Annotated in this window: 12 protein-coding genes and 1 riboswitch; of the genes, 1 reads left to right on the top strand and 11 read right to left on the bottom strand. The window is 35.7% G+C overall.

What is annotated here, in order from left to right; translation table 11 throughout:
* Positions 1-55: 55 nt before the first annotated feature.
* The 10 genes from gabT to AC1Q51_RS24425 form a co-directional block, all read right to left on the bottom strand.
* Positions 56-1,420, bottom strand: coding sequence for a 4-aminobutyrate--2-oxoglutarate transaminase (gene gabT / locus AC1Q51_RS24380; protein ID WP_001093019.1), 1,365 nt, complete (start codon positions 1,418-1,420; stop codon positions 56-58).
* Positions 1,421-1,574: 154 nt separating this feature from the next.
* A complete protein-coding gene (locus AC1Q51_RS24385) occupies positions 1,575-2,318 on the bottom strand; it encodes an HAD family hydrolase (protein ID WP_047792104.1) in 744 nt (247 codons plus the stop codon).
* 140 nt (positions 2,319-2,458) lie between these two features.
* The gene (locus AC1Q51_RS24390) at positions 2,459-3,364 is read right to left on the bottom strand and encodes a diacylglycerol kinase (protein WP_000977679.1); all 906 of its coding nucleotides are present in this window, start codon (positions 3,362-3,364) and stop codon (positions 2,459-2,461) included.
* Positions 3,365-3,922: 558 nt separating this feature from the next.
* A complete protein-coding gene (gatB, locus tag AC1Q51_RS24395) occupies positions 3,923-5,350 on the bottom strand; it encodes an Asp-tRNA(Asn)/Glu-tRNA(Gln) amidotransferase subunit GatB (protein WP_001047685.1) in 1,428 nt (475 codons plus the stop codon).
* A gap of 14 nt (positions 5,351-5,364) precedes the next feature.
* Complete coding sequence (gatA, locus tag AC1Q51_RS24400) at positions 5,365-6,822, bottom strand: Asp-tRNA(Asn)/Glu-tRNA(Gln) amidotransferase subunit GatA (protein WP_000051441.1); 1,458 nt, start codon at positions 6,820-6,822, stop codon at positions 5,365-5,367.
* Positions 6,823-6,837: 15 nt separating this feature from the next.
* Entirely contained in the window at positions 6,838-7,128 is a 291-nt protein-coding gene (gene gatC, locus AC1Q51_RS24405) for an Asp-tRNA(Asn)/Glu-tRNA(Gln) amidotransferase subunit GatC (protein ID WP_000086999.1), read from the bottom strand.
* A 141-nt stretch (positions 7,129-7,269) separates the two neighbouring features.
* The gene (locus AC1Q51_RS24410; RefSeq protein WP_001254393.1) at positions 7,270-7,506 is read right to left on the bottom strand and encodes a YiaA/YiaB family inner membrane protein; all 237 of its coding nucleotides are present in this window, start codon (positions 7,504-7,506) and stop codon (positions 7,270-7,272) included.
* Between the two features lie 369 nt (positions 7,507-7,875).
* The gene (locus tag AC1Q51_RS24415) at positions 7,876-8,730 is read right to left on the bottom strand and encodes a MetQ/NlpA family ABC transporter substrate-binding protein (RefSeq protein ID WP_016083725.1); all 855 of its coding nucleotides are present in this window, start codon (positions 8,728-8,730) and stop codon (positions 7,876-7,878) included.
* Positions 8,731-8,751: 21 nt separating this feature from the next.
* Positions 8,752-9,417 carry a methionine ABC transporter permease gene (locus AC1Q51_RS24420; protein ID WP_001261865.1) on the bottom strand — a complete coding sequence of 222 codons (666 nt, stop codon included), beginning with the start codon at positions 9,415-9,417 and terminating at the stop codon, positions 8,752-8,754.
* Positions 9,407-10,426 carry a methionine ABC transporter ATP-binding protein gene (locus AC1Q51_RS24425; RefSeq protein ID WP_000622973.1) on the bottom strand — a complete coding sequence of 340 codons (1,020 nt, stop codon included), beginning with the start codon at positions 10,424-10,426 and terminating at the stop codon, positions 9,407-9,409. Before AC1Q51_RS24425 ends, AC1Q51_RS24420 begins: the two co-directional genes overlap by 11 nt.
* 122 nt (positions 10,427-10,548) lie before the next feature.
* Positions 10,549-10,654: riboswitch (SAM riboswitch) on the bottom strand.
* Between the two features lie 242 nt (positions 10,655-10,896).
* Here AC1Q51_RS24425 and AC1Q51_RS24430 point away from each other — a divergent pair.
* Positions 10,897-11,454, top strand: a complete 558-nt coding sequence (locus AC1Q51_RS24430) for a cysteine hydrolase family protein (protein WP_000844908.1) — start codon at positions 10,897-10,899, stop codon at positions 11,452-11,454.
* 99 nt (positions 11,455-11,553) lie between these two features.
* On the opposite strand, the gene AC1Q51_RS24435 is transcribed toward AC1Q51_RS24430, so the two are convergent.
* Positions 11,554-12,702 (bottom strand): acyltransferase, encoded by a 1,149-nt coding sequence (locus AC1Q51_RS24435; RefSeq protein ID WP_001035908.1) that lies wholly within the window; start codon positions 12,700-12,702, stop codon positions 11,554-11,556.
* Positions 12,703-13,038: the final 336 nt, after the last annotated feature.

A 13,038-nucleotide genomic window follows, 5' to 3' on the forward strand; every position in this document is an offset into this window, starting at 1 on the left:
TTTTCTGCATTTAATATAGAGTCAGCTAGAATGTTTGCTATTTATACTTCAGTTTTTAAACGCGAGCGATGTTCGTTTGCTCATAACAAGCTTGCAATGATTCTTCAATTATTGTTAAACCTTCTTCAAGTTGCTCATCTGTAATAACTAAAGGCATTAACACACGGATAACATTTCCATACGTTCCTGCTGATAATAAAAGTAACCCACGCTTATTTGCTTCTGCACATAGATTAGCCGTTAACGTTTTGTCAGGTGCTTTCGTCTTACGATCTTGAACGACCTCAAATGCACACATTGCTCCTAACCCACGCACATCACCGATGCAATGATATTTATTTTTCATCTCTTCGAATCGGTTCATTACGACTTTTCCTAATTCTATCGCTCTATCATTTAATTTCTCATTTTCTATTACATCGAGAACAGCTAATGCAGCTGCACATCCTAATGGACTTCCTGCATACGTTCCACCAAGTTCACCTGGTGCAGATTCATTCATAATTTCTTTACGTCCAATGACACCACTTATCGGTACACCAGCCCCTAATGATTTAGACACTGTAATTAAATCTGGAACGACATCATAGTGATCAATTGCAAAATATTTTCCTGTACGACTAAAGCCTGTTTGTATTTCATCCGCTACAAATAAGATGCCGTTCTCTGAACAAATGCGGCGTACTTCTTGAACAAATTTCTTACTTGGGACGATAAATCCACCTTCCCCTTGAACAGGTTCCATTACAACAGCTGCAATTGTTTCTGGTGCTACTTCCGATATGAAGAAGTTCTTAAACTCTTCAATAATAAAATCATCATACTGCTCTTCCGTTAATCCCTCTGGGCGACGATATTCGTATGGAAATGGCGCTTTATATACTTCTGGAGCAAAGGGACCAAACCCAAATTTATATGGCTTCACTTTACTTGTCATCGTCATTGTCATTAATGTACGACCGTGGAAACCTTTAGAAAATGCGATAATACCAGGTCTCTTCGTATATTTACGAGCGATTTTCACCGCGTTCTCAACTGCTTCTGCACCACTATTTAAAAATAGGACTTGCTTATCGAAACTTCCTGGTGCCAATGCCGCAAGCTTTTCTGCTAATTCAATATATGGCTCATACATCATGACATTAAATCCAGTATGAATGTATTGATCGACTTGTTTATGGAGCGCTTCTTTAACCGTTGGATGACAATGCCCTACGTTAATTGTCCCGATTGCTCCTGCAAAATCAATGTACTGATTGCCATCAACATCTGTTACAAGAGCACCATTTGCAGATTGTACAAACGTTGGGATGCCGTTACTTACTCCTTTTGGTACTATATTTTGACGGCGTTCTAATAAAGATGCCGCTTTCGGTCCTGGAATTTGTTCATTTACTTTAGCAAATTTTTTTGTGTTCATTGCGTACCCCATCCTTTTCTTTACATTGTTTTCTCTTCTTATTGCAAAATATATGCCAACTTTCTTTTCTAGCATTTATCCTATATTCTTTGTATCCAGGCATAAAAAATAAGTCTATAAAGACTCATTAAGAGTCTTTATAGACTTATTTTCCTTACACATTAGACTTTTCTTTCTCCCAGAAAAACTCACCCGATTGAGAAATAAACTCTCCAACAGAATCTAACACTAAATCAGCAAGTGGTTCTAATGTTGGACGGTCTCCCGTACCAGATAGCACCCCAATTGCATAGCAATCGCCATTTTTAGCTAAATGTAAATCAGTTGGCGTATCTCCAACAACCGCAACCTCACATGATTCTAAATTAAATTTCTCACAAAACACTTCTATAATCTTTTTATCTGGTTTTTGCGCAAGGAATGTATCCGAGGCTATAATATAATCAAAAAAGTTCTCCAACTTATATTGTTTTAAAAATAATTCTGTTGGTGCGAAATCATCCGCCGTGACAACCCCTAATATAAATCCTTTATCTTTTAATGCCTGTAACACTTTCGGTAAATCCGCTGTCATTTTCATATGCGAACGATGCTCATACATAAGGGAAAATAACTTCTCACTTACCCACTGATGCATCTCTTCTTCTCTAGCAGACTCAATATAATTACAAAGCCCCTTCGCTACATCAAGGCTTGTTCCAGCAGCTATTGCACTCCTCGGATTAACAAATGCTCCCTCTACACCAATCTCTTCTAATAAGGTCTGCCCTATTGTACTTGGTAAATGATATAAACTTATACATTCAGCTACAAGTTCTTCAGCTACTTTTATCCAAATTGAATGAAAATCCATTAATGTCCCATCTTTATCAAATAGTATTGCTTTTACCTTCTCCATAGCATCCTACCTCTCGTTTCTTATCTCCTCCAGTGTATCAATAAAATATGGATGTAACATAAAAGAATTGTAAAAATACCATAAAAATCAAACTAACTCCCAATTTACAATTCATTTTAACAAAGTAAAAGAGGATGCCTTTACAGGGCATCCTCTTGATGTTCAGGAACAAATAGTTCTAAACAATGATATATATTTTCGAATTCCATCGGTGCATCTCCACCGTACTCACCATCTAAATTAATCATTAGTTTATCTGGTGAATGTACTTTAATTCGGTTCGCTTGTGTATATAACACTTTTGGATTATTAATATGTTCACCACGTTGTGCTTGTGTTGCTGCTTTAATTAAATCAGCGATAGAACCTTTTTTCAGTACTAATAGGTCAAATAACCCATCGTTAATAGATGCATACGGTGCTACCTTTTCAAATCCACCTACTGAACGAGTATTCGTAATTAAAAACATCGTAATTTCTTCTTGTAGTAATTTTCCATCATACTCAATTTCAACATATGTTGGATGTAATGATGGTAACATCTCGATACCTTTTAGGTAATAAGCAAGTTGTCCTAATACTGTCTTTAACTTACTCGGTACCTCGTATGTTAATTCTGTAATACGACCGCCACCAGCGATGTTAATAAAATATGTATCGTTCGCTCTACCAAGGTCTAATGGCACTGTTTTTCCTTCGCAAATAATATCTGCTGCCTCTTCAATAGAACGAGGTACACCAATCGCACGTGCAAAGTCATTTGTCGTTCCAACTGGAATAATTCCAAATTTCGGACGGAATTCATGCCCAACTAAACCGTTTACTACTTCATTTAACGTACCGTCGCCACCAGCCGCAATAACAACATCAAACTTACGATCCGCAGCTTGCCTCGCCGCCACAGTAGCGTCTCCAGGACCCGTTGTCGCATGACAAGATGTCTCATAGCCAGCTTGTTCTAATTTTTGTAATACTTCTGGTAAGCTCTTCTTAAATAGCTCACGCCCAGAAGTAGGATTATAAATAATTCTTGCTCGCTTCATCATTTATTAGCACAGGAAATTTCTTTATGTATCGAAAAAGAACATACTGAACTTCTATTCAGTATTCCCATGCCTACCTCCTCTCATCTTGCTATCCTTCTTTTATCCCGCTCAAACAGGCAGTAAGAACCCGATTCGTGTAGTCCATCAAAAGTAAATATTCATTTCAATGGTTTTTTTATTTGACCCAAAAATTTATCCCGCTATTTGCGGGCAGTAAATGCCCGATTGGTGAGGGCTAATAATCAGTGTTGGATGAACCTCCTACTGATTAAAGTTTCACTTTATTTCTATCCATTCTTCCATAAAAATTTACATATAACGAATAATAACTATCTATTATTTCATGAGATGAAAAAAACCTCTATGTTTAGATTTATCATTATTCCCACCTTTTTGCAACTATCATACCATAGTTGCTATACAAACATTTTTCCACTTTTGACAGTTAATCAAACGTTTGTTTAAACGATTTTGTCTCATTTAAACAAACGTTTGATTAACCTAGAAAAACACCCATGTACGGGTGTTTTTCTGCTTAATCTTTAAAAGTCACTACTATTATCGCTTATTAATCTCTTCAAGTAAGATTTTGTTAACAAGCGGTGGATTTGCTTGTCCTTTTGTAGCTTTCATAATTTGACCAACTAAGAAGCCAATTGCACGGTCTTTACCGTTTTTAAAGTCTTCGATAGATTGCTCATTATTATCAAGAATTTCTGTTACAACTTTACGAAGTGTACCCTCGTCAGAAATTTGAACAAGACCTTTCGCTTTAACGATTTCTTCTGGGTCTCCACCTTTTTCAATTAATTCATTAAATACTTTCTTCGCGATTTTAGAAGAAATTGTACCTTTTTCAATTAATTGAACCATTTTAGATAAACCAGCAGGCGTTAATGCAACGTCTTTTAATTCTTTTTGTTGTTTGTTTAAGTATGCAAGTACTTCACCCATTAACCAGTTCGATGTTAATTTCGCATCAGCACCGTCTGCAACAGTTGCTTCAAAGAAATCAGACATCTCTTTCGTTAATGTTAACACGTGTGCATCATAAGCTGGCAAGCCTAGTTCTGCAACGTAGCGAGCTTTACGTGCATCTGGAAGTTCTGGAATAGAAGCTCGAACTGCTTCTTTCCACTCATCATCGATGTAAAGTTCAACTAAGTCTGGCTCCGGGAAGTAACGGTAATCGTCAGATCCTTCTTTCACACGCATTAAGATTGTTTTCTTCGTTGCTTCATCATAACGACGTGTTTCTTGTTGGATGATGCCACCAGATAACAATTCTTTTTCTTGGCGCACTTGCTCATGCTCAAGACCTTTTTGTACGTAAGTGAATGAGTTTAAGTTTTTCAGTTCCGCTTTTGTACCGAACTTTTCTTGTCCAACTGGACGAAGAGAAATGTTCGCATCACAACGCAAGGAACCTTCTTCCATCTTACAATCAGATACACCAGTGTATTGAATGATTGATTTTAACTTCTCTAAGTATGCATATGCTTCTTCTGGCGTACGCATATCTGGCTCAGATACGATCTCGATTAAAGGCATACCTTGACGGTTGTAGTCTACTAATGAACCATCAGCTGTATGCGTTGATTTACCAGCATCTTCTTCTAAATGAAGACGTGTAATACCGATACGTTTCTTTTTACCGTCTACTTCGATTTCAATCCAACCATTTTCACCAATTGGCTTATCAAATTGAGAGATTTGGTAAGCTTTCGGGTTATCTGGATAGAAATAGTTTTTACGGTCAAACTTCGTTTCCGTTGCGATTTCACAGTTTAATGCCATTGCAGCTTTCATTGCAAAGTTAACTGCTTCTTTATTTAAAGTAGGAAGTACCCCTGGGTATCCTAAGTCAATTACACTTGTTTGTGTATTTGGCTCCGCTCCGAATTCTGTTGGACTCGCAGAGAAAATTTTCGAATTTGTTTTTAACTCAACGTGAACCTCTAAACCAATAATTGTTTCTAAATTCATCTATGCTCGCCTCCTTACAGACTTGCTTTTTTTGTATGATAGTCTGTTGCTTGCTCAAACGCATGTGCAACGCGGTAAATTGTCGCTTCATCGAAGTGTTTACCAATAATTTGTAGACCAAGTGGCATGTTGTTAGCACCGAATCCACATGGAACTGAAATCGCTGGAACACCCGCTAAGTTTACTGGGATTGTTAAAATGTCATTTGCATACATTGTCATTGGATCGTCAACTTTTTCTCCCACTTTAAATGCCGGAGTTGGTGTTGTTGGTCCAATAATAACATCATAGTTAGCAAATACATTTTCAAAGTCGTTCTTAATTAATGTACGTACTTGTTGTGCTTTTTTGTAATATGCATCATAGTAACCAGAGCTAAGAGCAAATGTACCAAGCATAATACGACGTTTAACTTCATCACCGAAACCTTCACTACGTGTGTTTTTGTAAAGGTCTAATAAGTTATTTACATTATCAGAACGAACACCGTAACGCACGCCATCAAAGCGTGAAAGGTTAGCAGATGCTTCAGAAGAAGATAGTAAGTAATACGTTGCTAGAGCGTATTTAGAGTGTGGAAGAGATACTTCCTCCCAAGTTGCGCCCATACCTTCTAATACTTTTAAAGCAGCTAGTACTGACTCACGAGCTTCTTCGCCAACACCTTCGCCTAAGTATTCTTTCGGTACAGCAATGCGTAAACCTTTAACATCGCCTGTTAAACCAGCTAAATAGTTTCCAACTTCAACGTTTGCAGAAGTTGCATCCATGCGGTCAATACCTGAAATAGCTTGTAATAAGTATGCATTGTCTTCTACTGTACGTGTAATCGGTCCGATTTGGTCTAGTGAAGATGCGAATGCTACTAATCCGTAACGAGATACGCGTCCGTAAGTTGGTTTTAAACCTACAACACCGCAATATGCAGCTGGCTGACGGATAGAACCACCCGTATCAGAACCTAGAGAGAATAGTACTTCTCCTGCTGCTACAGCTGCTGCAGAACCACCACTAGATCCGCCTGGAACGTAATCTAAGTTCCATGGGTTTTTCGTAGCGTAGAATCCTGAGTTTTCATTTGAAGAACCCATTGCGAACTCGTCCATGTTTAATTTACCGATTGTAATTGTGTCAGCAGCTTTTAGCTTTTGCACAACTGTCGCATCATAAATTGGATCGAAGTTTGCTAACATTTTGCTCGCACAAGTTGTACGAAGACCGTTAGTTACAATGTTATCTTTTACACCAATTGGCATACCGAATAATAAACCATTATCTTCAGCGCCGATTTTTGCATCTAATTCTTTCGCTTTTGCGCGTGCATTTTCTTCATCTAATGTAAGAAAAGCTTTTACGTTATCTTCAACATCCGCAATACGTTTGTAAGATTCTTCTACTAAATCCGTAACGGAAATTTCTTTGTTGTTTAACTTCTTATGTAACTCTGATACTGAATGATCAAATAATGACATCGAAATTCCCCTCCTCTATTCTAATACTGCTGGAACACGGATTTGATTATCTTTGTGATCCGGTGCATTTTTTAATACTTCTTCGACTGGTAAACCTTTTTCTGGTACATCTTCACGCATAACATTTTTCATAGTTAATACATGAGTTGTTGGTTTTACATCTGTTGTATCTAATTCATTTAACTGTTCTGCAAATGTAACAATTGCATCTAGTTGTTTTTGAAATTTTTCTGCTTCTTGATCAGTAATTGCAAGACGTGCTAAATGTGCTACGTGCTTTACATTCTCAACGGAAATTCTTGACACGGCTAGGCCACCTCCATAATATATCGTTCAATCTACAATACTATTGATGATACCAAATTTTCAGTACTTCAAGCAAGTCAACACAGAGTACTTACGCCATTTTTACATAAAAAAAGAAAGGCAAATGCCTTTCTTTACAATTTACTCTTTATCTAACGGTTTATTTTTCGGAAATCTCTCGTTATCTTCTTCATTATCACGAATTGTTTTTTGTAATACAAAACAAGACATCGTTAAAAATAATGTTCCAATTAAATAGTATCCTTTTACACTAAGCGTTTCATCTAACGTATAAATCCCAATTAGCATACCTGAAAGCGCACAAACAAATGAAGTCCATGCTAAAAACGTGAACGCTTGCGTATTACGTCTTCTCATCGTTCTCCCCCTCGTTAGCTGTATACCCATTATAGATAAGTATATTTACCATGATGGATTTTTATGTAAATTCTAGTTTTATATTTATAAATCTATCATAAAAGAATACTATTTTAAAGAAAGTTTTCTGCCTAATCTGAAAAAACAATCTAAACAATTGTTTTTTCAGATTACCTTACTGTTCGCTAGCTACTTTCATTCATAAAAAAAGACCAGGAAAACTCCTGGTCCATTACTCTACTTAACAAACATTGGATTCTACGTTATACAAAATTGGAAGGTACAGAATTAGGGTTCGTTTGTTAAGTTTATATGTTGAACGAACTAACAGCGGAGGGGTTCCTTCTGTTAGTCCATTAAACTCAATCATTATTTTACGATTTTTTCAAGCTCCTCAAGTGAAAGATCAACTGAAATTGAACCATCATTTGTTTCTTTCTTAATTGCATCTGTTACTTCTTTTGAATGGTATAGTTCAATTACTTTTTTCAGTGTTGGATCATCTTTATCTTTCGTACGAGCTGCGAAAATATTAATATAAGGCTTCGCATTTTCATTCTTTGGATCTTCTAAGAAAATAGGATCCTTCGCTGGATCTAATCCAGCTTGACCAGCAACACCGTTATTAATAACTGATGCCGCTACATCTTTTAACACACGAGGTGTTTGCTGTGCGATAACCGGCGTGATTTTTAACTTCTTCGGATTTTCAGCAATGCCGCTTGGATCTCCAAATAAGCCAAAATCTTTTTTAAGCTTTAATACTCCAGCTGCATCAAGAAGTTTTAATGCACGTGCTTGGTTCGTTGGATCGTTTGGAATTGCAATTTCTGAACCATCTGGAATTTCATTTGCCTTCTTATATTTTTCAGAGTATAAACCCATTGGCGCAATTTGTGTTGTACCAACAGCTGTAATATCTAACTTATGCTCTTTTTTAAATTGCTCTAAGAAAGCAATATGCTGAAATGAGTTTAATTCAATATCTCCATCAGCTAAAGCTTTATTTGGAGTTGTATAATCAGAGAACTCCACCAGTTTAATCTTAATCCCTTCTTTTTCAGCTTTTTTCTTCAAAATTTCCCAAGCGTCTCCATCCGTTCCAGTTACACCGACGCGAACTACTTTTTCTTTCGCTCCTGCACCCGTGTCTCCACTTGAGCAGCCACTTAATGCTGAGACTCCTACAATCGCTGATAATGCAAATGCTAAAATTTTCTTCATTTTCTTTTCCTCTCTTCCTTTTTATGATCTACGTAACAAGACTTTCGCAAAGTAGTTTCCTAAATTTTGAGCTATCTGTACGAGAATAATAAGTAAAACAACCGTTACAAACATAACTGATGTATCAAAACGTTGATAACCATATGTCATTGCCAAGTCACCAAGACCGCCACCACCGACAAGCCCAGCAACTGCAGAAAATTCAATTAAACCAACTGTCATAAATGTGACACCTAAGATTAATGGTGCTAACGCTTCTGGTACAAGGATTTCAAAAACAATTCTAATTGGCGAGGCGCCCATTGCTTGCGCTGCTTCAATTACTCCTTTCGGAACGGAAACAAGATTTGTTTCAACCATTCTAGCAATACCAATTGATGCGACTAACGTCATCGGGAAAATTGCTGCTGCTGTTCCAATCGTCGTTCCAATAACGCTTCTCGTTAGTGGACTTAAAGCTACTAAAAAGATAATGAATGGTACCGGACGAATTGTATTAATTATGATGTTAAGAATAGAAAAGACCCATTTATTTTCTAAAAAGTTTCCTTTTCTCGTTACATATAAAAGTAAACCTAGAGGTATACCCAGAATTGTAGCGAATATAAGGGTTACAATTACCATTAAGAGGGTATCCCCCGTCGCATCTAGTATGCGCGGCCAAAATATACTCCAATCAACTCGCATGAGCTTCTACCTCCTTCAGCTGCACTTGCAGTCTTAGATGTTGTAATGCTTTTTGAATTTCCCTCTGCTCACCTTGCAATTCTACAAGCAGATTTCCAAATAGCACATTTTGAAGTTCAATAATATTTCCGTACAGTACATTTACATCGACGTTATAGTTTTTTGCGATATATGATAGTACCGGCTGTCCTGTCTCCTCACCAGTAAATGTTAGACGATAAATTTGACCACCATTTTGAATTTTCGCTAGAACACTTTCTGGTAAATGATCATTAATAACAGAACGTACAAAGTTTTGAGTCGTCTTTGTTTTTGGTTGCGTGAAAACATCGAACAGTTTTCCTTCTTCAATAACTTTTCCCTTCTCCATTACAGCTACACGGTGACAAATTTCTTTCACAACATGCATTTCATGTGTAATAAGAAGGATTGTTAAATTGTATTCTCGATTTACTTTCTTTAATAAGTTTAGAATTTCTGTCGTCGTTTCTGGATCTAAGGCTGATGTTGCCTCATCACATATAAGAATATCTGGCGATGTCGCAAGTGCTCTAGCAATACCAACACGTTGTTTTTGTCCCCCTGATAGCTGTTCTGGATAATAGTTTGCTTTATCTTCTAACCCTACAAACTTCAGCAGTTCATTCACTCGTTCCTTTATCTCGTTCTTTGGCAATTTCGCTAACTTTAATGGATAAGCAATATTCCCAAACACTGTTCTTGAATTAAATAAATTAAAGCTTTGAAAAATCATTCCGATTCTTTGTCTTAGTTTGCGTAATTCTTTCGTCGATAATGATGTAATATCTTTATCATCTATTGCAATCGTTCCTGACGTTGGTCTCTCTAACATATTTACTAAGCGTAATAATGTACTCTTTCCAGCGCCACTAAAACCGATAATGCCAAAAATTTCGCCTTTCTCAACTGATAATGTTACATCCTCCACCGCATGAACAGATTGCCCAGCTGATTCATACACTTTACTTACATTGTTAAAAGAAATCATTTTTCCCCTCCTATATGCTGTAAAAACTTGAAGTAGAGCTTTCGAGGTAAAATAAAAAGTGCTCTCCTTCTTATCAACCATAAAGATAAGAAGGAGAGCACTTATATGTACTCGTTCACATCTTCTCATCTTCCAAGCCTTTATATGGCTTGCTGGAGTTAGCACGGTATTAAAAAACCCGTTGCTGAGGTATCGTAGGGCCAGTCCCTCCACCTCTCTGGATAAGAATGTATCGATTTAATTGTCATTTAATTAATTCTCATTATAGAACTCAGAATAATAAGAGTCAATACATTTTTTAGAAAAATATTAATTATTCCTTTATTAAAATTTTCAGATGAAAATTCATGAGAAAATAGTAACTTTCAAGGTTATTTAAAATTCTTCTTCCTCATATTTTTAAACAGGAGAATCCTCTCTACAAATTGAATAAATTTATTTGAATATGAAACTCGGAGGCAGATAAATATATGAAAACAGCTCTTTTACTCGTCGATATTCAAAACGATTATTTTCCAAATGGAAAGATGGAATTGCGTAATCCAGTAGAAGCAAGCGAATATGCTAATCAGTTATTACAACACTTTAGAACAAACAGCGAACCTATTTTTCATATCCAGCACGTAGCTATAAAAGATGACGCTACTTTTTTCCTACCTAATACAGAAGGTGTACATATTCACGAAAGCGTACGTCCGCTTAGAGAAGAAACCGTTATAGTCAAACATTATCCAAATAGCTTCCGAGAAACTAATCTTCTAGAGCAATTACAGCGTTTAGACATTGAACATGTCGTCGTATGCGGGATGATGACTCATATGTGTATTGATGCTACAGTAAGGGCTGCATTCGATTTTGGCTTTCAATGTACCGTTATACATGATGCTTGTGCTACAAAAGACCTTTCTTTTAAGAACGCTACTATACCAGCTGTTTATATTCATAATACAATTTTAGCAAGTTTGAATAATATATATGCGGAAATACTTAGCAAAAAAGAGTTTGTCCAAAGAAAAAAATCCTTTTGAAAATTCAAAAGGATTTTTTTCGACTATATTATATTTACCATCTATTCATGCCCTATTTTGAGGAATTCATATTCTACTTATAAAAACCTCACTAATTATTTACATTGATACATTATCATTTTTAATATCTTTTGATTGAGTCCAATTTCCCCATAAAAATTGAATATTACATGTACGAGAAGCTTCCTTAAAACTCATTCCTGTTAATGGATAACATGTGATTTTTATACTTGCAAAAATTATAATTGCTATCATTGTTATAACTGTAATTATTATGAAAGCAACTAATAACATCCAAATTGATTGCGCTGGCCAAATATTCAATCTATTCCCAATATATACAACTACTAAATTATGCATTAAATACACACCAAATGAAAAAGCAGATAAAATTTGTATCCACTTAAACATAAACGGATTCATTGAGTAATTTCTAAAATACTCTTTTACTAATAAGAAGATTGAACCTGAAAGCATTACTTCGAATACTCTAACGTATGCCTTAAAATCCTCAGAGTATTCCCCTATTTTAACCGTTGCATACCAAGTACCCAATATAATTAAAAATGTATCTATAACGATTATGGATAGTAACAACCTTTTGGATACCTTCTTCTCATATGTCATTAAATAATAACCTATGAGGAAATACCCTATATATCCGCCTAAAAAGTTCATATCAAAATTAGGATACAACGTAAATATTGGTTTTAATTCATTTGGAACTAGTACTGCAATTGTTGGCAATAGCGAACTTACTATAAACCAAAGAATTAACATGTACTTTATAAGCTCTTTACTTAAAGCATCTACCATTTTCTTCAAAAGAGGAGAAAGAATATACAAAGGAATAATGGCATACATAAACCAAAGATGTACTGTCGCTGCTTGATTCGGCATGTATAAAATACTCTTAATAACATTTGTTATTTGTATCGGCCTTGGCGTAAAGTATAACACAGCAATAGTTGACCATATAATAAATGGCACAATTAATTTTGGCAAACGTTCTGTATAAGTTATTTTAAGTGATTCCGTTTTACTACTCCTCATTAACATCGCACCAGAAATCATAAAGAAGATAGGTACACTCGTACTAAATACAGTTGTCAGTGCATTCGTTATATGCCAAGTACCCGAACCGATATTCCCCCGTAAACTTCCTGCAGCAGTATGAAGAAACACTACCGCAAACATCGAAAATACACGTAGTACGTCAACATATTCAACATAATTCTTTTTATTCATCTAACAATCATCCCTTCCCACATAACATTTCCCCTCACCATTTTTGTCTTTTCCAAAAGTACAAATCTATTATGCCAGAATATAATAAATATTAAAACAATAATTAAAACTTAAAATCTCGATATTCGATTATAAAATCACTTAGTATACTATACAAAATCCTAAAAATAAATTTAATTTTTTTCTTATATATTTAATATTTTCCAAATCAACTACTTAAATAGAGAGTTTTTCTTCTATCTAATTATTGAAGATTCCGAAATCAAGACTCTTGATCTATGTCAATAAAAAAACACTCCTTTCAGTGAGCAAAACCGAAAGGAGTGTTCCTTGTCG

The organism is Bacillus sp. MT94 (genome assembly GCF_058792475.1).

Bases quoted from the DNA above. Each gene is read 5' to 3' on its own strand.
- gabT (WP_001093019.1), bottom strand. From the start codon at position 1,420: ATGAACACAAAAAAATTTGCTAAAGTAAATGAACAAATTCCAGGACCG.
- gatB (WP_001047685.1), bottom strand. From the start codon at position 5,350: ATGAATTTAGAAACAATTATTGGTTTAGAGGTTCACGTTGAGTTAAAA.
- AC1Q51_RS24385 (WP_047792104.1), bottom strand. From the start codon at position 2,318: ATGGAGAAGGTAAAAGCAATACTATTTGATAAAGATGGGACATTAATG.
- AC1Q51_RS24435 (WP_001035908.1), bottom strand. From the start codon at position 12,702: ATGAATAAAAAGAATTATGTTGAATATGTTGACGTACTACGTGTATTT.
- AC1Q51_RS24410 (WP_001254393.1), bottom strand. From the start codon at position 7,506: ATGAGAAGACGTAATACGCAAGCGTTCACGTTTTTAGCATGGACTTCA.
- AC1Q51_RS24390 (WP_000977679.1), bottom strand. From the start codon at position 3,364: ATGATGAAGCGAGCAAGAATTATTTATAATCCTACTTCTGGGCGTGAG.
- AC1Q51_RS24415 (WP_016083725.1), bottom strand. From the start codon at position 8,730: ATGAAGAAAATTTTAGCATTTGCATTATCAGCGATTGTAGGAGTCTCA.
- AC1Q51_RS24430 (WP_000844908.1), top strand. From the start codon at position 10,897: ATGAAAACAGCTCTTTTACTCGTCGATATTCAAAACGATTATTTTCCA.
- gatA (WP_000051441.1), bottom strand. From the start codon at position 6,822: ATGTCATTATTTGATCATTCAGTATCAGAGTTACATAAGAAGTTAAAC.
- AC1Q51_RS24425 (WP_000622973.1), bottom strand. From the start codon at position 10,426: ATGATTTCTTTTAACAATGTAAGTAAAGTGTATGAATCAGCTGGGCAA.
- AC1Q51_RS24420 (WP_001261865.1), bottom strand. From the start codon at position 9,417: ATGCGAGTTGATTGGAGTATATTTTGGCCGCGCATACTAGATGCGACG.